The 21,795-nt window shown below is 45.5% G+C and carries 17 protein-coding genes and 2 pseudogenes; 14 read left to right on the top strand and 5 right to left on the bottom strand.

Going from position 1 to position 21,795, the window contains the following annotated elements; genetic code table 11:
* The first annotated feature begins 267 nt into the window (after window positions 1–267).
* The 3 genes from fadI to QTP81_RS05180 all read left to right on the top strand — a co-directional run bounded on the left by fadI (window position 268) and on the right by QTP81_RS05180 (window position 4,055).
* Window positions 268–1,578: an acetyl-CoA C-acyltransferase FadI gene (fadI, locus tag QTP81_RS05190; protein WP_289364192.1), complete on the top strand. Its 1,311-nt coding sequence runs from the start codon at window positions 268–270 to the stop codon at window positions 1,576–1,578.
* The gene (gene fadJ, locus QTP81_RS05185) at window positions 1,578–3,698 is read left to right on the top strand and encodes a fatty acid oxidation complex subunit alpha FadJ (protein WP_289364190.1); all 2,121 of its coding nucleotides are present in this window, start codon (window positions 1,578–1,580) and stop codon (window positions 3,696–3,698) included. The genes fadI and fadJ overlap by 1 nt, the downstream gene beginning before the upstream one ends.
* Before the next feature lie 159 nt (window positions 3,699–3,857).
* Window positions 3,858–4,055, top strand: coding sequence for a hypothetical protein (locus QTP81_RS05180; RefSeq protein WP_289364188.1), 198 nt, complete (start codon window positions 3,858–3,860; stop codon window positions 4,053–4,055).
* Between the two features lie 87 nt (window positions 4,056–4,142).
* On the opposite strand, the gene QTP81_RS05175 is transcribed toward QTP81_RS05180, so the two are convergent.
* From QTP81_RS05175 to QTP81_RS05165, 3 genes are all read right to left on the bottom strand, one after another.
* On the bottom strand, window positions 4,143–4,295 hold the full coding sequence (locus tag QTP81_RS05175; protein ID WP_289364186.1) for a hypothetical protein: 153 nt from the start codon (window positions 4,293–4,295) through the stop codon (window positions 4,143–4,145).
* Window positions 4,296–4,491: 196 nt separating this feature from the next.
* A complete protein-coding gene (locus QTP81_RS05170; protein WP_289364184.1) occupies window positions 4,492–8,940 on the bottom strand; it encodes an EAL domain-containing protein in 4,449 nt (1,482 codons plus the stop codon).
* A 153-nt stretch (window positions 8,941–9,093) separates the two neighbouring features.
* Window positions 9,094–11,880 (bottom strand): insulinase family protein, encoded by a 2,787-nt coding sequence (locus QTP81_RS05165; RefSeq protein ID WP_289364182.1) that lies wholly within the window; start codon window positions 11,878–11,880, stop codon window positions 9,094–9,096.
* A 118-nt stretch (window positions 11,881–11,998) separates the two neighbouring features.
* Between QTP81_RS05165 and sixA the strand changes: the two genes are divergently transcribed.
* Window positions 11,999–12,502, top strand: a complete 504-nt coding sequence (sixA, locus tag QTP81_RS05160; RefSeq protein ID WP_289364181.1) for a phosphohistidine phosphatase SixA — start codon at window positions 11,999–12,001, stop codon at window positions 12,500–12,502.
* A gap of 70 nt (window positions 12,503–12,572) precedes the next feature.
* A complete protein-coding gene (locus QTP81_RS05155; RefSeq protein ID WP_289364180.1) occupies window positions 12,573–12,749 on the top strand; it encodes a hypothetical protein in 177 nt (58 codons plus the stop codon).
* On the opposite strand, the gene QTP81_RS05150 is transcribed toward QTP81_RS05155, so the two are convergent.
* Window positions 12,746–14,041, bottom strand: coding sequence for an HlyC/CorC family transporter (locus QTP81_RS05150; protein ID WP_289364179.1), 1,296 nt, complete (start codon window positions 14,039–14,041; stop codon window positions 12,746–12,748). The two genes, QTP81_RS05155 and QTP81_RS05150, sit on opposite strands and share 4 nt — an antisense overlap.
* A gap of 82 nt (window positions 14,042–14,123) precedes the next feature.
* A complete protein-coding gene (locus tag QTP81_RS05145) occupies window positions 14,124–14,927 on the bottom strand; it encodes a cytochrome C assembly family protein (protein WP_289364178.1) in 804 nt (267 codons plus the stop codon).
* 180 nt (window positions 14,928–15,107) lie between these two features.
* Here QTP81_RS05145 and ffh point away from each other — a divergent pair, with 180 nt between their 5' ends.
* The 9 genes and pseudogenes from ffh to QTP81_RS05105 all read left to right on the top strand — a co-directional run bounded on the left by ffh (window position 15,108) and on the right by QTP81_RS05105 (window position 21,659).
* Window positions 15,108–16,511: a signal recognition particle protein gene (ffh, locus tag QTP81_RS05140; RefSeq protein WP_289364177.1), complete on the top strand. Its 1,404-nt coding sequence runs from the start codon at window positions 15,108–15,110 to the stop codon at window positions 16,509–16,511.
* Window positions 16,512–16,577: 66 nt separating this feature from the next.
* Window positions 16,578–17,288: a substrate-binding periplasmic protein gene (locus QTP81_RS05135; RefSeq protein WP_289364176.1), complete on the top strand. Its 711-nt coding sequence runs from the start codon at window positions 16,578–16,580 to the stop codon at window positions 17,286–17,288.
* 137 nt (window positions 17,289–17,425) lie between these two features.
* On the top strand, window positions 17,426–17,677 hold the full coding sequence (gene rpsP, locus QTP81_RS05130) for a 30S ribosomal protein S16 (RefSeq protein WP_100641973.1): 252 nt from the start codon (window positions 17,426–17,428) through the stop codon (window positions 17,675–17,677).
* Window positions 17,678–17,719: 42 nt separating this feature from the next.
* On the top strand, window positions 17,720–18,241 hold the full coding sequence (rimM, locus tag QTP81_RS05125) for a ribosome maturation factor RimM (protein WP_289364175.1): 522 nt from the start codon (window positions 17,720–17,722) through the stop codon (window positions 18,239–18,241).
* 1 nt (window position 18,242) lies between these two features.
* Entirely contained in the window at window positions 18,243–19,007 is a 765-nt protein-coding gene (gene trmD / locus QTP81_RS05120) for a tRNA (guanosine(37)-N1)-methyltransferase TrmD (protein ID WP_289364173.1), read from the top strand.
* An 18-nt stretch (window positions 19,008–19,025) separates the two neighbouring features.
* Entirely contained in the window at window positions 19,026–19,385 is a 360-nt protein-coding gene (gene rplS / locus QTP81_RS05115) for a 50S ribosomal protein L19 (protein ID WP_289364507.1), read from the top strand.
* A 133-nt stretch (window positions 19,386–19,518) separates the two neighbouring features.
* A pseudogene (locus QTP81_RS17205) lies at window positions 19,519–19,650 on the top strand (maltose acetyltransferase domain-containing protein); the annotation flags it as partial.
* 234 nt (window positions 19,651–19,884) lie between these two features.
* A pseudogene (locus QTP81_RS17200) lies at window positions 19,885–19,998 on the top strand (DapH/DapD/GlmU-related protein); the annotation flags it as partial.
* A gap of 119 nt (window positions 19,999–20,117) precedes the next feature.
* The gene (locus QTP81_RS05105; protein WP_289364171.1) at window positions 20,118–21,659 is read left to right on the top strand and encodes an AbgT family transporter; all 1,542 of its coding nucleotides are present in this window, start codon (window positions 20,118–20,120) and stop codon (window positions 21,657–21,659) included.
* The last annotated feature ends 136 nt before the right edge of the window (window positions 21,660–21,795 follow it).

Below are 21,795 nucleotides of genomic sequence, written 5' to 3'. Positions count from 1 at the left end.
AGGGTTTGGTTCCAGCGAATTTTACCTTTACTACACAAAGGTAAGCTTATCTCACTTAATCGCTGTCAAATATAGGGATATTGTTACAAATCTCAACGGCAAAAAGCTCAATTACCCACTATGCTCTGTACGTGACGTTTTTACTGTCTTGATTGCACAAAAAAGCAACAAAACGGGATAAAACATTGAAATTCTCTCTACACTTTGTAAGAATCAGCCCACTTTACAGGTCAGACCACTTGGTTTGAATTATCAAAGGACCTCTTTATGGCTACGAAACAAAATCTAACGACCCGCAATGGCGAGCGTATAGCAATAGTTGCCGGACTCCGTACACCATTTGCAAAGATGGCGACTTATTTTCACGGTGTTCCTGCGGTTGATTTGGGCAAAATGGTGGTCAATGAAATGTTGATCCGCAACAATGTCGATCCGCAGTGGGTTGAGCAAGTGGTTTATGGACAAGTTGTGCAGATGCCAGAGGCGCCGAATATTGCACGAGAAATTGTACTTGGGACAAACATGCCGGTTTCTACCGATGCTTACAGTGTATCGCGCGCCTGTGCTACTAGCTTCCAATCGACAGTCAATATTGCTGAGTCGATGTTGGCGGGTAACATCACCGTCGGTGTTGCTGGGGGGGCAGATTCAACATCAGTATCGCCTATCGGGGTTTCAAAGAAATTAGCCCGAGCTCTGGTCGATTTGCAAAAAGCTAAAACCATGGGGCAGAAGTTCGCTATTTTTAAGCGCCTTTCGATCCGTGACTTAGCGCCAGTACCGCCCGCCGTTGCAGAGTATTCGACTGGCTTGTCAATGGGGCAAACAGCCGAACAAATGGCTAAAACTCACGGAATAACACGCGCTGAACAAGATGCGTTGGCGCATCGAAGCCATACGCTTGCAGCGCAAAGCTGGGAAGAAGGTAAGTTGGCCAATGAAGTAATGACAGCCTATGCCGAACCCTTCAAAGGTGCACTTGAGCGCGATAACAACATACGCTTTGACTCTAGCATTGAAGGTTACGCCAAGCCTAAGCCAGTGTTTGATCGCAAGCACGGTACTGTAACAGCTGCTAACGCAACGCCGCTGACTGACGGTGCGTCAGCAATCTTGATGATGACTGAAAGCCGCGCCAAAGAATTGGGTTATACCCCGCTAGGTTACTTAAAGAGTTATGCCTTTGCCGCAATTGACGTATGGGAAGATATGTTAATGGGGCCCTCATACGCAACACCTATGGCACTCGAGCGCGCGGGGATGACATTGGGCGATCTGACGCTCATTGAAATGCACGAGGCATTTGCAGCACAAGCGTTGGCCAATGTGAAAATGTTCGCTAGCGACAAGTTTGCCCAAGAGAAGTTAGGGCGCAGCAAAGCAACGGGTGAAATTGATATGGATAAATTTAACGTCATGGGTAGCTCGATTGCCTATGGTCATCCATTTGCGGCTACCGGTACACGAATGATTACGCAAATGTTGAATGAATTACATCGCCGAGGCGGTGGTACTGGTCTTTTGACTGCATGTGCCGCTGGTGGTTTGGCAGCAGCCATGATTGTGGAGACTGAATAATGACAAATAGCGCATTTACGTTAGAAAAACGCGATGACGGTGTTGCCGTATTAACCATGGATGTGCCCGGGGAAACGATGAACACCCTGAAGCAGGCATTTGGTGACGAGATAACAGCAATGCTCGATGAAATTGAGCAAGACAACAGTATCAAAGGCGTAGTGTTGCAAAGTGGCAAAAAAGGTTCTTTTGTCGCAGGTGCCGACATTTCAATGCTCGCAGCGTGCACAACGGCTGAAGACGCAGAAGCCTTATCTAAAGGTGGTCAAGACGTATTCAATCGTATCGAGAATATGGCAAAGACCTTTGTCGCAGCGATTCATGGCCCCGCATTAGGCGGTGGTTTAGAGTTGGCTTTGGCCTGTCATTATCGCGTTTGTACAGACGCCGACATTACCCAGTTAGGGCTACCTGAGGTTCAACTCGGTCTGTTACCAGGCAGTGGTGGTACTCAGCGTTTACCGCGTTTGATCGGTATTCAGCAAGCCATGAAAATGATGTTGACAGGCTCTCCTGCGCGCGCAAAGCAGGCGAAGAAGTATGGCATCGTCGATGACATGGTACCAGAGTCCATACTTTTTGACGTGGCGGTAGAGTTTGCGAAGAAAAGCAAGCCGAATCGAAGCAAACCAAAGTTGAGCCTAGTGAACCGTTTGCTCGAAGAAACTGCATTTGGACGTAACACCTTATTCAAGCAAGCGCGTAAACAGACGATTGCGAAAACAAAGGGTAATTACCCAGCTCCTGAGCGCATTATCGATTGTATCGAGACTGGTATGAGTGATGGAATGCGTGATGGTTTGCGCGTTGAAGCTCGTCATTTTGGTGAATTGGTCATGACACCAGAGTCCAAGCAGTTACGCGGGATCTTCTTTGCTACTACAGATATGAAAAAAGAGCAGGGCGTTGAAGGTGTAGCGCCGGCAAAAGTTAAAAAAGTGGGTGTTTTAGGTGGCGGTCTTATGGGCGGTGGTATCGCCTATGTAACGGCAACAAAAGCAAAAGTACCAGCGCGTATTAAAGATATACGTTCCGAAGGTATCGCTAATGCTATTCGCTATAGCTATGACATCCTCAATAAGCGCGTTAAGCGCAAAATCATGCTCAAGTCAAAGATGCAGCAACAATTGGCATTGTTGACTGGGGCAACTGATTACAGTGGTTTCGGCAGTGCTGATATGGTTATCGAAGCAGTATTCGAAGACCTAGCACTTAAGCAACAAATGGTTGCGGATGTTGAAGCGAATTGTAAAGAAACAACTATTTTTGCGTCGAATACGTCATCTATTCCAATTACGCAGATTGCAGAAAAAGCAGCACGGCCAGAAAATGTGATAGGTCTGCACTACTTTTCTCCGGTAGATAAAATGCCATTAGCAGAGGTTATCGCTCACGAGAAAACGTCTGATGAGACTATCTCTACCACCGTTGAATTTGCAAAACGTCAGGGTAAAACCCCCGTTGTCGTAAAAGATGGTGCAGGCTTTTATGTAAACCGTATCTTGGCTCCTTACATGAACGAAGCGGCTTGCGTACTGTTAGCTGGGGAGCCGATTGATCATATCGACAAGTCCTTAGTGAAATTTGGCTTCCCGGTAGGGCCTGTGAAATTACTGGATGAAGTCGGTATCGATGTAGGTACCAAAATCATTCCTTTCTTGGTTGAGCAATTTGGCGATCGTTTTGTGGCACCAAGTGCGTTTGACAAGGTTTTGGACGATGATCGCAAAGGTAAGAAAAACGGTCGTGGATTCTACTCTTATGAGGGCAAGAAACCGGGTAAAGAAGTTGACGAGTCGTTATACGAATTACTCGGTATCACGCCACAAAAGAGCATGAGTGGCGATACCATTGCCGAGCGAACCGTATTCATGATGCTAAACGAAGCAGCGCGTTGCCTTGACGAAGGCGTTATTCGCAATGCGCGTGATGGCGATATCGGGGCTATCTTTGGGATCGGTTTCCCGCCATTTTTGGGTGGGCCATTCAATTACATGGATACCTTGGGCTTGCAACACGTCGTTAGTCGTTTAAAGCACTACAGTGAGACAGTTGATACAAAGTTCGCCCCTGCTGACATTCTGGTTAAGATGGCAGAAAGTGGCGAGACTTTTTACTAGGTCTTTCGCAATGTGCTAGCACTGCGTTAGCAAAATGTTAAATAATAGTTAAAAACCGGGGTTTTCTCGGTTTTTTTCATTATAATCGATAAAAATGGTACTTAAGTTGCGCAAATAGGGTAAAATGTCGCCACTTAAATTTAGGCGCCCGAGAGAAATATGTTGTTACTTATTGCCCTATCGCTGGTTTTTTCTATGTACTACTACGTCGATGCGTTTAAGTCGGGATTGCCGCCTAAACCTTGGGCTGTCGTGGGTCTGATGTTGGGCCCTCTAGCACTGCCGATGTTTGGTATTTCAAAGCACGTGGCGTGGCGTAAATCGGTGGGCTTTGGCAACGCTCAATTATCGGCTTAATCGAGCGACAAGAATTAAAAAAGAGAGGCTAGGCCTCTCTTTGAATGTTCCATTCCTAGAGTAACTTCGTCCTTCATCACCAATTAATTAGAAACGTCTGTTTCTAGGGCGTTTCTTGCCCATTGGCTTTTCTACTACCACAATCGACTCACTAACAGTTGGCGCTTTAGCACCCTCTTCTGTTGCCACTGCCGGTTGAGCAGTGCTCATCACTAGTGCTATTGCAAACGCTTTCAACATGGTTGACTCCTCTAGTCTGTTATTAAATGGTATACCCGCCATTTTTGTGACGCGCTCCATGTACTCTGCGATATGCATGCCAACTTTTAATGACCAAAAAAGTTATATTAAAACAATGGTTTATTTGTTTTTTTTGGGGGTTTAGGGATAGGGGTTTAGTGGAGCCTAGACTGTCAAAGTCCAGTGATTTTCTCAGTTAAACTTTAGTTTCGCCGATGAGTTGGTGAAGTTTTTGGTTCTCACGCAGCAATTTTTCGAATTTATCTGCACTGAGCGGCTTACTATAGAGATAGCCTTGTAACATCTCACAATCGTAGCGTCGTAATATTGACAGTTGTTTTTCTTCTTCTACGCCTTCAGCAACAACCTTCAGGCCTAAGTTGTGCGCAATGTTGATAATTGCGGCAGCCATGTGACGGTCAACGCTACTTTCTGCAATGTCATCGATGAAGGCTTTATCTATCTTAAGCGTATTTAACGGGAAGCGCTTGAGATATGCGAGCGACGAGTATCCCGTCCCGAAATCATCCAGCGCTAGATGAATACCCCGTTCACGCAGACGCTGCATTAATTTCAATCCCTGTTCAGGATTTTCCATTAAGGTCCCTTCAGTAAGCTCACATTCGAGATGCAAGGGGGATAAACCTACTTGGCGAAGGATCCTATCGATTCGGTCATCTAAATCGGGTAACTCAAACTGACGAGCTGAAATGTTTACCGCTACGCGCCCGGTAAACAATCCTTCGTTAACCCAACGCTTTGTGTCTTCACAGGCTTTGCGCAGTACTTGTTCACCGATATCGATAATTTGTCCAGTTTGTTCAGCCAAGGGGATGAATTGATTGGGGGATACAATACCTTTTTGCGGATGCTCAAACCGCACTAGCGCTTCCATGCTGACTAGCTTACCAGAGGCAATATCGACCTTAGGCTGATAAAAGACGGTAAACAAATTATCTCGGATCCCTTGCCTTATAAGGTTTTCAATTTGAAGCTGGCGAACGGCATTTTGGTTCATTTCACCACTGAAGAATTGGTAGCTATTGCCACCACCGTTTTTCGCGAAGTACATGGCTGTGTCAGCATTCTTGAGTAATTCCTGAGGCGATTTACCATCCTCAGGGTAAAACGCAATGCCCAAACTCGCACTGAGCACAAACTCTTGTTTATTGATGACGAAGGGGCGCGATAAGGTATCCAATACACTTTGTGCAAAGTGGGTAATGGTATGGACTTCTTCTTTGTGTTCGATAAGCAAGCTAAATTCGTCACCCCCTAAGCGGTAACAGGTTGCAGCGGAGCCCGTTGTACGCTGCACGCGACGGGCAATTTGCTTGATCAATATGTCACCCGTCTGATGGCCGAGTGAGTCATTAATCTTTTTAAAGTTGTCCATATCCAAGCATATGAGCGTATGCGGAATATCTTTGCGCACTAAATTTTGGTGGCTTGCTTGGAAGAAAGAGCGATTAGGTAGATCTGTCAGCGGGTCTACATTAGCTAACTTTAATAACTCTTTTTCGGTCTTTTTTCGTGACGTTATATCGGAGAAAACGCCAACATAGTGACTAATGCTATTATCATCGCCATAGACCGCATCAATGTTGAGCTCCATTTCAAAACGCTCACCGTTAGTGCGCAGCGATTCGACTTCTCCTGACCAATTGCCACGTTGTCGCAATGATTTTTTGATTTCATCAGTAAATGCATCGGGGTACTGATGGAAAAACAGGTAACTAGCCAGCGCTTTTTCCCGTGTTTCCCCCGTATAATTACAGTACGCATTATTCACCGAGACAAACTTGAAATCAGTGTTGGTTATAAACACGCCTTCGGAGATGTTTTCGATTGAGCGCTTAAACAAATACAACTGCTCTTCGGCTTGCTTTAGATGCTGAATATTTTTCAGAGTACCGGTCATACGAAGAGGGTGGTTGTTTTGGTCGCGCTTTACGACTTTGCCTCGGTCTAGAATCCAAATCCACTCGCCTTTGAATGTTTTAGCCCGATAGGCCGTTTCATAAAACTCGGACTGACCATCTAAATGCTGGTTAAGCGCTGTTTTAACTCGCTCAATATCATTTTCATGGATATTGGCATCATAAGAGCCCGTTGTGCGTATGGTATCTTGAGGAAAGTCTAACGTGCCCCATATGTTCGATCGATGCACTTGACCGCCATAAATGTCCCAATCCCACAATTCGTCGCCACTGCTCCATAAAGTCAACTTCAGGCGTTCTTCACTTTCACGTATTGCTAGCTGTGAAGCTTTGCGAACTTGATATTGTCGGACCAAATAAAATGCAATGACCACAATAAAGAACGCGTATAAGATAAGTGCGTGGCGATGCAGCCAAACCGGTGGAAGTACCTCTACATTGAACACTCGACTGGGTGACCATTCGCCGCTGTATAAGCGCGATTGAATTTCGATGCGATATTGACCAAAGTCAACACTGCTGAACGATGCTGAGCGACTAGTTTGTTCTACCCAAGTGCCGTCTATTCCGCGAATTCGATACTCGGTATAACGACTATCTACAGGATTGATCACACCGTATTCAATCGTGAAAGAAGATTTGTTATCCAGTGTTACAGAGTCGGTAAGATAAATACTCGATGTTAACGTTGCATCCGGTTCATCACTAGGCTCAACGATGGTATTGAAAACACGTAACTGGAGGAGCTCAGGAGCACGTGTTCCGTTACTCAAAATATTGGGTTGATCGACGTAATCAGGGTAAATCATAGTGATACCTTTTTCTCCCCCGAAAAACAGTGCACCATCCTCACCTTTGGCAATTGAACCGTCCCAGTGTTCGTTGTCACCGAAGCGTTGTGAGGCAACGTAACTCCCCGTTTGCATCTGAGGCAAATTCACTTGATAGATGGCGCGGGTCCCTGCGTACCATAATGCGTCGTCGATACCCATAGCAGACATAACTTCATCAACTCTACTTTCAAGATGATCAACCACAGCAAGCGAGCTTTTGTCTAATTTGTAAGTGCCTGCTGATAAGGTAACGGCGTAATAATGTCCTGCGTAAGGGTAGAAATAAATCAGCTGTTCACCGTGTAAAGGGTGGTTCGCGTTGGCTTGAAACGGGGCGTCAAACAGTGCGCTATTGGGCTCAAATGTAATAGCGCCCATATTTGAGTTAAACCAAAGACGCCCCAGAGGGTCCTCGCCAATCGGTAGAAGAAGGTTAATCAAACTAGGCGCTGCAAACCGGGTGATAGCTCGCGTGCTTTGATTGATCTGGACGAGTCCTTGGGTATCGTGCCAGAGCCAAATGGAGTCGTTTGTGGCGTAAAGTTTGTCAATCAAATCGCCAGTGAAGTATTGCTCTACAACTTCCAGTGTGTCGTCAGCAGTCACAGAAAAATTGTATACACCACCTGATGTCGCCAACCAGATACTCTGGTCATTACCAACTACAATGTCCCAAAGGGGATAGTCTGTGGGATTACTAAACTCTGTGCTCGATTGATCATTAAACGGCATTCTAGTGATCGTGTTGGATTCGGTGGTAAACCACAAATCGCCATTGTTGGCCTGTTTGATAGACCAAACGCCGCTCACGTCTTTGGTTTCACCTTGTTGATTTACAGAGTCAATCAATCGCGGCGCAAAAGGAGAGTAGGGTAGACGTCGGTACGCACCGTCTTCTGTGCCGACCCAAATAACATTATTGCGATCGACCAGCATTTTTTCGAGATAATTACTATTGTGATTGGTATCGATGGGATTAATGAGTTGTTGGCTGATCAGTCGATTGGTTCCCATGGTGAAAATGCCGCTGGAAGATATGAACCAGACTTTGCTGTCGTGAACTTGAATATCACGCACTTCTATTTGGTTGTCATTTAATACAGATACTGGCCGAACGGTACGACTTGGCGTTATTTCATATATCCCGTGCAGGCCTCCAATCCAAAGACTGCCAGCGAATTTCTGCATTGCGTAAATTTGCGTAAATGGCAACTGAATAGACCAAGGATTGGTATCTTGTAAGTCGAAGATTTGTTGCGTTTCTTTGTCTAACGCATAAATCCCTTGCTCCTGTGCACCTAGCCATATCTTATCGGTATCGTCATAGATAAAACTGATCCCGGTTGTAGGTAACCCTTGCGAGTTGAGCCTTTGTAACCGGTTTTCGCTCAATACAAACTCATATAAACCGTCTGTGTCTGCAATGATGAGCTTGCCATTGCTGCCTTGCGCGATAGCAGTGACTTCGCCGCTCACCAGCGCACTATTTTCAGCGGTATAATTAATAAAATGATTTTTGCTATCGTCATAGCGAGAAAGGCCTGCATCCGTGGCAATCCACACACGACCTAATTGATCAGCGATAATATCGGTTACTTTACCACTGACTAAACTGGTGCCATCACCTTTAACGTGCTTGTATTTAACGACCTTGTAACCATCGAAACGACTTACCCCCTCCTCCGAGGAGTCTGTCCATATAAAGCCGTGGCTATCCTCGACGATTGCGTAAATCTGAGCATCTTCTAGGTCCGTGTTTGTGAATGCTGGGCGGAAGTCATTTTGCGCGAAGACAGGCGTGCTCACCATCCAACCTAGGATGGTTACAAAACACAAGTAAAAAGAATAACCTGTGGCTCTACTTATTCGCACTTAAACTCTTGGGCAATGTTGCTTGCCTTCTAATAATTGTGTGTTGATTTTGCATTCCTTGCACGAAGGTCTAAATATGCCAATTTGAGCCGTTATCTACAAGTAATTTCTTGCGTGTTGTTCGAGCTTGATTAAATCATCGACAACTGCTTCTTACGCATATGGCATAGTGCTTTTAAAATCACTAAGATCATTAATATGAAAGGTGTTGCTGCGCGCAGCAAAATCCCGAGAGGAGTCGAGGTTGCCAAAGCTGTAAAGCACCAATTCTCCAAACGAGTTTCGCTCTAGTAGTTTGGTGGCGTGCGAAACAAGTTGTTCAAACGATAGGTTGTGCACTGCTGTGGCAATCCGCTGGTTGCGGTCAAATGAAAAGTCGCCTAAGCCAATACTTATCCAAAGACGTTGAGCGCGCGCCCCTGAGTTAACATCCGGTGCCATGAGTTGACGAATGATGTTTGCTTGGATTTGCGGCCAGAATTTTTCGTAGTAATCGATGTGTTCTAGTTGTCCCATTAAAAAGCTGGTCATTTCATTGATCAATTCATTGGCACTGTGAGTGGGGGATTGGATGTAAAAGGCCATACCGGGATGTGCATTATGCGTAACGTAACCACTCCCAACTACATAGCCTAATTGCTTTTTAGTTCTTAGCTGTTCGAAAAATGGTGTAGCAAGTAGTTGCTCCAATACAATAGTCAACGCTGTGTCGAGTTCACTGGTCGAAGGTGCTTGCAAAAATATCAAAGCTGCAGCGTCACTGTGCACGCTGTCAACGTGTTGAAAGTAAGTGGTATTGGCCGGCAGTGTTAATACATCTCGATTGATTGGCTCTACTTTTTGACCGGAAGGTTGTTGGCACTGAATGCTTTCAATAATGGTCTCTGCGTCATTAGATCGCCATTCGCCATGCAAAAAAGCCTGTATAAACTGTGATTCGAGTAATTTTTTCCGAGTACTCATCACCTCGTCAAATGAGAGTGTTTGGGCGTGTTCTAATAAGGTTTGGGGAGCATAACTGTAACGTTGGATAATTACCCCTAATCGCGTGAACAAACGGTTTACGGGTTTATTCAACAAGTGATTTTTCAAACTGTTAATTTGTAAACTCTGCAATCGAGAATAATGCTCGGCGAAATCTGTCTGAGTAAATACCTCGTGCATTAGGTCAAGTAACAAGTGTTTTTGCTTAAATCCGAAACCAGAAGTATGTATGCTCAAACCTCCTTGATGACCGTATATACGATAGTTTAGGCCTGCAACTTCGGCTGCATAATAACCTTGCTGTAAACGGTCGTTGAGACATGCAAGCCACAATTTTTTGGCCATGTGAACGCGTGGACCAGTTGTGTTAAAGGGGCAATCTAATGACAAGTAAGCATCGGCTTTTGTCGTCTCATGGTGTAAATCGGTTGCTCTCCAAATCTCGGCATTGGCTGAATGCCAAAAACGCTCAGGTAAAGGGGTTCGCGGTAGACTTTTGCGCCGTTCTTGGCGTTTACTGATATAGGGGTTTGGAGCTGGCAACTGCAGTGCAGCTAAATCCACATGTGAATTAGTCGATGAAGACCAAGCCGCTACTTGCACATCAGAAAAGGGTTGTTGACGAAAAGGAGTATCGTACCACTGTGCCACTGTATCGGTGTCAATGGTCTTAGCAATTGACTTTATGCGTAGATTTGCGGTGCAAAAGTGCGCCAATAATGCTTTGACATCATGGCTATTAAACTTCACTTGATTGGTTTGTAGCTCAAGCATTTCGGCTAAGTCATACTGCAATAGGCCTTCACTGAAGTGACTAGCCAATTCAGGATCGGGCACTATCCGATGTTGTTGCTTGAACAAAGTGTTGAGTTGCACTTTTTCATCGATGCGCCATGTAAGCGTTTCCGATGCCCGGATTTTTTCGATGTACGCTAATATACAGTGAATAATGTCGAAGATGTGACCCTCTGCAGCCGGCGTCAATTGCATATTGATATTGAAATCTTTGAAGTTCGACCCCTCTATACCACCGCCAGCACTTAACGAGACAATCCAATTGTTTTCCTTGAGTATAGACAGCACACTACCTGGACCCTCGTCGCCAAGTAAATGACTGATAAAACTTAAGGTTTCGATATCTTTGGGTGTCATTCTACCGAGTGTAAAGGTTGCAATGAGGCGTCGAGCTTCACTCATTGATTGCACCTCAATTAACAACTGTTTGTGCTTGGGCAAGTACAGCTCAGGGTATTGCTTACATATGCGTTTAGGCGCTTGGGGGAGCGCAGAAAAACTGCTCATTAGCGCATCTAGTGCTTGGCTGTGTGGCAGTGATGAAATCAATGCGATTTTACAGTGTTGTGCGACAAATTCCCGGCGGTGAAAAGCTCTCAGCTTTGATTGTAATGCGCATGTCGAATGCCGATTGAAAATTTCTTTATTGCCGACCGAAAATTGACTGAAGGGGTGTTCAGGGTTGCACGTTTCTTTGTGTACTTGATAAAGCCGGCGCAAATCGTCTTTGCGTTTGAAAACAAATTCGGCTTCTATGGTCTCAACTTCTTGCGCGATACTACTCTCTAATAGGAGTGGCGACGTTACTAATGCCGCCAGATAAGTAAGCACTTGGCTTTGCTGGTCTAGTGGGTATCGACATAAAAATGTCATCGTTTCACCAGCCGTCATTGCATTTATTTGTCCACCGAGCTGTTCAATTGTACTGACGACTTGATTAGGCTCAGGGAGGAGTGTATTACCCATGAATAAGCAATGCTCGAGCAAATGAGCCAAGCCGTGACAGTCACTGGGATCGTCAAAGTGACCACATCCAAACGTAATAGCAATCGCACAGGAGTGTTTATCTTCGCAGTTGATGTGCAACAACTCCAACCCGCTTGACGTATGGGTCGTCGCATATTTTTCATTATCAAAAGTCAGGTGCGTTTGTTTGTTCAAAGCTAATTGCTCGCGCGGTTGAATAATTTTATCGCCAAAACACTTTGCCTAAGCGCTCAGTTTGTGCGTAAATCCATATTACAGAGTAGCGTAGCGAATAAAACCTTATTTATAAAATATGAATGGTGTTGGTCAGTCATTAACGCGCATATTTATTCTTCGTCATGGGGAAGCTGAGGCCTCCCTGTCGAATGATAAAAAGCGACAGCTGACTAAGCGCGGCCGGAATCAAGTTAAACAAGCCAGTGTTGATATGCAACCATTTATGCAAAACCTTCACGGGTTTCAATTAGCGCTTGTCAGTCCCTATGTTCGCACTCAGCAAACGTTCGACCTGGTCGCAATGCAATATGGTGTAGAAAAGCGCATCGATACTAATGACGTAACCCCGAATAGTTCCGCTCGGGATGCCGCCGATTTATTACTAGGATATAGCCTTGAACAGCAGCCAATCAACAATGTGTTGGTTGTAAGTCACATGCCATTGGTCAGTTTTTTAACCGCTGAACTCGCTCATCTGGAATTGCCACCGATTTTTTCAACCAGTGCCTTTGCGGTTATTGACATTGTTGCCGAAGCAGGAAGTGGAGAATTAATTTGTTTGCATCATCAGCACGATTAAAGGTTTAGAAAACCGAATTTCAACCGATACACTTAAACATCATTAAGCAAATAATTTCACTCTCAGAGACATGACGACTCGACCGGTAATGGCGTTGCCTGCGCAACTTAAAAAAGCTCTTGAGCAACATCGAATACAAGCAGACGTTGCCGATGATGAAGAGCTTGAGTCACTAATAAGCAAACTGGATGTGCTGAATGACAAAGTGAGTTTTTATAAAGCAAAATTGCGTAAAAAAAACGCTTAATTGTCCTCACCTGACGGGGTTGTCGGTTTGTACAGAGCAGGCATGATACGCAGCGTCTTGACCTTGTTTTCGCTCATATCAACAATTTCCATTGGATAGCCTGCAAGTCGCAAACTTACATTGTTCTCTGGGATTTCTTCCAAATATTCAACGACTAAACCGCTAAGTGTTTTCGGCCCTTCTGTCGGTAACTCCCAGTCCATTTCTTTGTTGAGTTCACGCACGTTTGCGCTCCCATCAACTAAGACACTACCATCTTGCTGGACCGTTACTTCTTTACTGTGAGCGGGCAGCATACTGGTTGTGAAATCACCAATGATCTCTTCTAAGATATCCTCAAGTGTCACTAGACCTTGAATATCTCCATACTCATCAACGACTAGGCCTATGCGCTCTTTTTCAGTCTGAAACTTGTACATCAAGGTATGCAGTTTAGTCGACTCTGGTGTGTAGTAGATTTCTTTAACGGCGCGCAGCAGGGTCGCTTTGGAAAATTGGTCTTTAGACAGTAATCGCAATGCATCGCGAACGTGCACAAAACCAACAGCGTCATCAATGGTATCGCGGTATAACAGCACCCGAGTATGTTGCGAATTGACTAGCTGACGTTGAATATCTTTCCAATCGTCATTGACATCAATTGCGAAGATTTCATTGCGAGGGACCATGATGTCTTCTGCGGTGACATTCTCCAGGTCAAGTATGCTCACCAGCATATCTTGGTGGCGCTTGGGTATCATGGCACCGGCTTCATATACCACTGTACGTAGCTCTTCTCTGCTGAGTGAATCGTTGTTGCCGTCCGCAGGACTAATACGCAGAAGCGCTAGCAAACCATTCGTAATGCCGTTAATCGCATATACGAAGGGCTTCATTACAGTCATCAGCGGTAAAAGGACTAGCGAGCTGGGGAAGGCTATTCGTTCCGGATATATAGCAGCAAGCGTCTTGGGGGTAACTTCAGCAAAAACCAAAATAATGAGCGTGAGCGCAACGGTTACAATTATTGGGCCCCATATCGGGCCGAATAGACGCTCGCAAATTTCTGTCGCTACCACTGTTGCTGCGATATTAACTAAATTGTTGCCGATTAAAATGAGGCCAATGAGTCTGTCGGGGCGGTTGAGTAATTTCTCGACACGCATCGCTGCGCTGTTTTTTTCGCTTATAAGATGTTTGAGACGATAGCGGTTTAAAGACATCATCCCCGTTTCTGAGCTTGAGAAATAGGCTGAGCACAGAATGAGCACTCCCAACATGATAAATAGAGTGCTGGTGGTTATTGCGTCCAACTAAGTTTCCTTGTTTGCCTTGGAATTGACAATGTAGTGCGCATTAGTTTTGGTTGCAAGGGCTATGTGGCTTGAATGGTACTTAAAGCAATACTTCACGCACAAACCGACTTCCAAAATAAGCAAGTGTTAGCACAACACTGCTAACCGAGACCAACATCATCAGTGTTCTGCCGCGCCATCCCCAGATTGCGTTGCCAATAAGTGCTGTGGCATAAACTGCTAAAGCGATAACAGACAGAACGGTCTTGTGAATATGCTGTTTGTCTAGCATGTCATCCAAGAACACCCCGCCACTGACAATTGCAATGAATAACAACCCCGTGCCAACGTATAAAAGTTTAATTAAAATACGGTCGAGCATCATTAAAGGCGGCAGCGAAGAGTGTAAAATTGTACTGTCTTTTTGCTTTAGTTTACCGCCTATATAGTTTACTTGCAGGGCGTATAAAAGCGCTATGATAAGAGTGCCGTAGGCAAACAATGACAAGGTGATGTGGATAACCAGGCCCGGTTTCAAGGCAATATTTATCGCATATGCATCTGGCACAAATACACTGAGCAAAATAGCCACAGCAGAAAGGCCAAACACAACGGGCAGTAAAATGACGTTCTGAAAATAAAGGCTGCTGATCAACATTGATATCGTCATTAACCAGGCGACCAAAGAAAGCACATTCGCCATTGTCATATTCTGGTTGTCGCCGCCATTTATAGCCAAAAACAAAGCCGCAGCGTGTCCAGCAATTGCGCCAATCGCAAGGAGCCGGTTGATTCCATCGCGAGGTCCTTCGCGGTGAAAAAAGCGCCGCATTAATACTGCACTAGCAGCAATGTAAAGGGCACATGCTAGTAATGCGAATAGTATTGTTGCTGAGTCGACCATAAAAGAAACATATATTGGTTTTTGACTAAATGTCCGCAAATAGTAATCAACCAGTTCGGGAATTACTATGCTTTTGTTGAATATTCAGCGTGCTAGCAAATTGAATTGTGCACAGCCATTTAACCCTGCCATACATTTTGCGTATAATAGGCAGCATTAACTGTTTAGAAAAAGTCACTTATGTTTGAGAATTTAACCGACCGCCTCAGTCGTACGCTGAAAAATGTCAGTGGGAAGGGGCGACTGACCGAAGATAATATCAAAGACACATTACGCGAAGTTCGCATGGCTCTGTTAGAAGCTGACGTAGCGCTTCCCGTTGTTAAAGCTTTTGTGAATCAAGTAAAAGAGCGAGCGCTTGGCACTGAAGTGAGTAAAAGTCTGCAACCGGGGCAGATGTTTATCAAGGTCGTACAATCAGAACTTGAAGCGGTTATGGGCAGCGCGAATGAGCAGCTAAACCTTTCTGCTCAACCACCTGCGGTCGTGTTGATGGCCGGTTTGCAAGGGGCGGGTAAAACCACCAGTGTGGGGAAACTAGCTAAGCACTTGACCGAGCGCGAGAAGAAAAAGGTCTTGGTTGTCAGTGCAGACATTTATCGACCTGCAGCGATCAAACAGCTGGAAACCTTGGCGTCGGAAGTGGGAGTAGAGTGCTTTCCTTCAACGATTTTGCAAAAGCCTATTGATATCGTAAATAGCGCTATAGCGCATGCCAAACTCAAATTCTTTGATGTATTGCTAGTTGATACCGCGGGTCGTTTACACGTCGACGGCGAAATGATGGACGAGATCAAGGCGCTGCATGCAGCGGTCAAGCCCGTCGAAACGCTATTCGTTGTTGATGCAATGACTGGTCAAGATGCCGCAAATACCGCCAAGGCATTTAATGATGCACTGCCACTGACTGGTGTTATTTTAACTAAGGCGGATGGTGATGCTCGTGGCGGTGCAGCACTGTCGGTAAGACACATAACGGGTAAGCCGATTAAGTTCTTGGGGATGGGCGAGAAGCTAGATGCCTTAGAGCCTTTCCACCCTGAGCGGCTAGCATCACGTATTCTGGGTATGGGCGATGTCCTTTCGTTAATCGAAGAAGTTGAGCGCAAGGTCGATAAAAAGAAAGCTCAACAGCTCGCCAAGAAAGTTCAGAAAGGCAAGGGCTTTGACCTTCAAGATTTCAAAGAGCAGCTTGAGCAAATGCGCAATATGGGTGGCATGATGTCACTGATGGATAAATTGCCGGGCATGGGCAATATGACGGCGCAAATGAAGGATAAGGCCAACGACAAGCAGTTTGTCCAAATGGAAGCTATTATTAACTCAATGACACCGGCTGAGCGCGCTCGGCCGGATGTGATTAAAGGCTCGCGTAAAAAGCGCATCGCCGCAGGTTCCGGTACGCAGATCCAAGACGTCAACCGTTTGCTGAAACAATTTACGCAAATGCAGAAAATGATGAAAAAGATGTCGGGTGGCGGCATGAAGAAAATGATGCGCAACATGCAGGGTATGATGCCACCCGGTGGGGGTGGAATGGGTGGTATGGGTGGACCAGGAGGTATGTTTCCACCGCGTCGATAATAGTCTGAATGGATACGGAGTAACGCTATTTACAGATTTGTGGTAACGGCTGGTTGGCTAGTGTGTATGTTGCTTGCTTCGAATGTCAGCGCATGTGAAAAAGCGGTAGTGTTGTCATTTTCTGGTGACTGGCAGCCTTATTTTTATCGCATCCAAGATTCGACCTACAGCGGCGATGACTTTGAACTGCTTGAGCAGGTGCTTACGTCAATGTCTTGTTATCTGAATGTTTTACCCATGACTGAGCGTAGAGTAAGTCGTGAACTTGCCAAAGGAATGTTTGATGTTTCGTTGGGGGCTAGCTATACCGACGAGCGCAATCAAGATTATCACTTTTCTATTCCGTATCGACAGGAACACGTTGGGTTTATTATGTTAGCCTCTAACCAGCGAGATACTGAATCGCTAGAGCAACTGTTAGCGGATGGGCATTTCGTCGCGATGAATCTAGAAGGTTTCTTTGGTGATACTGTGGCCCAGCTACTCAATCAATACCCCCAACAATTTATTCATATGTTTGACTTGAACGGTCGATTGCAATTGTTGCGCGACGCTAGCGTAACTGCGGTTATTGATGACTATCATGCATTGTGTAAATCGCATCGTGCCGAGGGCTTTAATACTTTTGTGGTTTCCCAACGAATTTTACACACCGCTGATGTACATTTTATGTTTAATCGCGCCACTGTTTCTGTTGATTGGGTGACGGAATTCAATCAGCAGCTTCTACGGCGGTTAAACACCGCACAGACGACTACCAATAAAGCTACTTGCTAAGCGATTTATCTCTCTAAAGCGCTTGATTTAACAATCGTTTGCCGTATAATCTCGCGACCTTAATTTTGGTGTGTCTTACGGGCAGCCGTGATTAAGGTAATTAGTTGACGATAACGCTACAACGAGTTGAGGCATTTATGGTTATTATTCGTTTACAGCGTGGTGGTGCTAAAAAGCGCCCATTTTATCAAGTTGTGGTGGCAGACAGCCGCCGTGCGCGCAACGGTCGTTTTATTGAAAACATCGGCTTTTTCAATCCAACAGCGCAGGGTCAAGCAGAGCGTTTACGCTTAGATCTTGATCGTGTTGAGCACTGGGTTGGTCAAGGCGCTGGTTTATCTGACCGCGTTGCACGCTTGGTAAAAGACGCGAAAAAAGCAGCTGCATAAGCAGTTTTGTTCGCAAACAAGCAATGCTTAATTGAGGTATAGATGAGTCAAGCGTCTGACACATTGGTAGTAGGCAAGATCGGCGCGCCATACGGCGTTAAAGGTTGGGTCAAAATCAATAGCTATACCGATCAAGCAACTGGCATTTTTGATTATTCGCCGTGGTTTATCGGTGATAAGCAAGAAATACAGGTTGAGCATTGGCGTCTAAGCGGCAAAGCGTTAGTGGCTAAATTGAGTAGTATCGAAACCCGAGATGATGCTGAACGCATCAAAAACTTGGATATTTCGATTACTGCGAGTCAGTTACCGACGCTTGAAAGTGATGATTACTATTGGCGTGACCTGATCGGTATGCAGGTGGAAACACTTGATGGATATGGATTAGGTGTAGTCAAAGAATTGTTTGAAACTGGGGCTAACGATGTGATGTTAGTCAAAGCGCAGAGCAATGACGCTTTTGGTCAAAAAGAACGCATGTTGCCGTTTATCCGCGAAAGCGTGATTAAATCGGTCGACATGGAAGCGAAAACAATCATCGTCGATTGGGATCCAGGGTTTTAAAATGCCAGCCGCAGGTTGGTTTGGGTTGGTTAGCCTATTCCCCGATATGTTTAATGGCATAAGTGAGGAAGGGGTGTTTGGCAGAGCTGTTAAAAATGGCCTGCTTGAAATCGCTCATTTTAACCCGCGTGATTACACCCATGACCGACATCGCACAGTTGATGAGCGGCCATACGGTGGCGGTCCCGGTATGTTGATGATGGTTCAACCGCTTACGGACGCAATTCTTGCTGCTAAACAGGCGGCAGGAAAAAACACTAAGGTGATTTATTTATCACCGCAAGGTCGCAAGTTAGACCAAGCTGGCGCAGCTGAATTGGCAGCAGTAGACAACTTGGTTTTGGTTTGCGGACGCTATGAAGGCATTGATGAGCGAGTAATCGAAGCCCACATTGACGAAGAATGGTCGATTGGTGATTACGTGCTAAGTGGCGGCGAATTGGCTGCCATGGTGTTGATGGATACGGTCGCGCGGTTAAAACCGGGTGTATTAGGGCATCAACATTCGGCACAGCAAGATTCGTTTAGTGATGGTTTATTAGATTGTCCGCATTATACGCGACCGGAAGTGTTAGGTGATAAAGCCGTACCCAGCGTTTTGCTGAGTGGCGATCACGAAAAAATCAGGCAGTGGCGCTTGCAACAATCGCTTGGTCGAACATGGTTGCGACGCCCTGAATTAATTAATTATCGAGCTCTGACTGAGGAGCAGAAGCGTTTGCTTGAAGAGTTTCAACAAATGCAGAAGCAGCAAGATGACAGTTAACTCGAATGTGAGGATATGATGAGCAAAGTTAGTCAAGATATCATCAAGAAAATTGAGCAAGCACAGCTCAAAACTGACGTTCCTGCGTTTGGTCCAGGTGACACAGTAGTTGTTAAAGTGCGTGTAAAAGAAGGCGATAAAGAGCGTCTTCAGGCGTATGAAGGTGTTGTTATTGCGAAGCGTAACCGTGGCCTGCACTCGTCTTTCACAGTACGTAAAATCTCTAGCGGTGAAGGTGTTGAGCGTGTGTTCCAAACACACAGCCCAGCTATTTCAGCGATTGAAGTCAAGCGTCGTGGTGACGTGCGTCGTGCTAAGCTTTACTATCTCCGTGAGCGTTCAGGTAAGTCTGCACGTATCAAAGAGAAGCTTAACTAATTTACTAATTTTTGCGTTACCGTTAACTAATTCAAAAAGCCCGCTTCCGCGGGCTTTTTTGTATCCAGTAGCCATTGAATTAAAGGTTAGCCTTATTTATCGTGTTCGGCTGACACAGGATCAAGGCACAGCAATGACCCAGTACGCACAAATTTTCCCCCAGCAAGAGCCTTTTAAAACGCAATTACATCGCGCTAAGCAGCTCTGTCATAAATACAATCAGTTATCGCCTGACCAAAAGTCAGAGCGTAAAAATATTTTAAAAAAACTCTTACCGCGAGCAGTGAATCCGCAAATTGAACCTAATTTTGCTTGTGATTTTGGCGCAAATATCATTGCGCCACACGGCGTTTACCTCAATCACAATGTAACCATCCTAGATGGTGCAGAGGTTGTGTTTGGTCGTTCTGTGCTCGTGGGGCCAGGCGTAGTTATTACTGCGACAACGCACCCTAAAGATACGGCATTGCGTCAGAGTGGCGAGGAGTGGGTCGCACCAATAAGTATTGGTGACAATGTTTGGATTGGTGCGAATGCGACGATATTACCCGGAGTAACTATTGGCGCCGAAGCAATTATTGCGGCAGGTGCCGTTGTGAGTAAAGATGTTGCCGCGAAGACTACCTTCATAAAATGACCATTTTAAGGGCAGGTAATGTTAGCCACTTTGCGTTGGCTGTGGTTAAATATTGGGGCTTTTAAAAACTAGAATAAACAGCTCAAGGCAACTCAATGACAACAACAAATTCTACTTGGGTAACCCGCGCACTCGACAAAGTCGAAGTGGTCGGAAACAAGTTACCAGATCCAGCAATTATATTTTTTATCTGTCTCGTAATCGTCTGGGGTTTATCCGCGGCGCTATCGGGCATAAGCTTTGACAGTATCGATCCTCGCACTGGCGAGGCGGTGGTGGTCAATAACCTCTTGACGGGCGATTCCCTGGCTGACTTTTTAAGCCGCATGGTGACTATCTTTACCGGTTTTGCACCCTTAGGCGTTGTTCTAGTTGCAATGTTAGGTGTGGGTGTGGCTGAACACTCCGGCTTTATCAGTGCTGGCCTTAAGCGCATGCTAGATGCTACACCGAAGAGCCTGTTAACACCGATGGTAGTATTAGTTGCAATCATAAGTCACACGGCTACTGACGCGGGTTACGTATTGGTGATCCCACTGGCGGGTGTAATTTTCTATGCCATGGGGCGTCATCCGCTTGCGGGTATTGCTGCGGCATTTGCCGGAGTAAGTGGCGGGTTTTGTGCCAACTTTATTCCTTCGGCTATCGACCCTTTGCTGCAGAGTTTTACGCAAAGCGCGGCGCAGATCATCGACCCTGATATCCAAGTCAATCCACTTAACAACTGGTTCTTTAATTCAGCATCAACCTTGTTGATTGTTAGTATCGCGTGGTATCTAACCGACAAAGTGATTGAGCCGCGCCTCAAAGACGTTGAAGTTGATGGTGATCCAGCAGATATTCCAAAGTTCGAAGATTTGTCACCGAAACAAACGAAAGCACTACGAGCAGCAACAATTACTATGCTGCTGGGTATCGCTGCGCTTATTGCTATTTTGGTTCCAGAGACGTCACCTATGCGTGATAGTGAGGGGCAATTAACCTCGTTTGCTGCACCGGTAATGCAGTCCATCGTGCCGTTAATCTTTTTGTTATTCCTATTACCGGGTGTTGTTTATGGCTTTATGTCGGGCACTTACACAACAACCAAAGACATGATTGATAGTATGACTAAAGCCATGCAGGGGATGAGTTACTACATCGTTATGGCGTTTTTCTGCGCGCTGTTTATAGATGCTTTTGGCAAGTCAAATTTAGGTGCTTTATTGGCAATTGAAGGTGCACAAGTGCTTAAGTCACTGGCATTGCCCAGTATGGTAACCATTGTGGGTATCATCTTTTTGACGGCTTTCGTAAACTTGTTTATTGGTTCATCATCAGCGAAATGGGCACTGTTAGGACCTATTTTTGTTCCCATGCTGATGCAGTTAAACATTTCTCCTGACCTTACCCAAGCAGCGTATCGTTTAGGAGATTCCTCGTCGAATATCATTACACCACTGATGCCTTACTTCCCGTTAGTGGTGGTGTATTGCCAACGCTATGTTAAGTCTACCGGGATCGGCACGTTGTTGTCGCTGATGCTGCCATTTAGTATCGCGATTCTGTTGCTGTGGACGGTATTTTTACTCGCCTATTGGGGCCTTGGCCTGCCGTTGGGTATCCAAGCGAGTTATGTGTATCCAGCTGCGGGATAATCGCTATTCTATACGCGCTAGCCGAGGTCAATCGGCTAGCGTTGTTATCAACCTTTTTGTTCCTCAAAACCAATAACTTCGATTGATTCTCGCATATGGCTTGCGTTAAGCTTTAGTCCCTGCTAAAAAGTCAAGT

This window comes from Neoalteromonas arenosi, assembly GCF_030362855.1.
In the GTDB taxonomy this organism is placed as follows: Bacteria; Pseudomonadota; Gammaproteobacteria; order Enterobacterales; family Alteromonadaceae; genus Alteromonas_E; species Alteromonas_E arenosi.
This window is presented reverse-complemented; position numbering and strand designations above follow the sequence as displayed.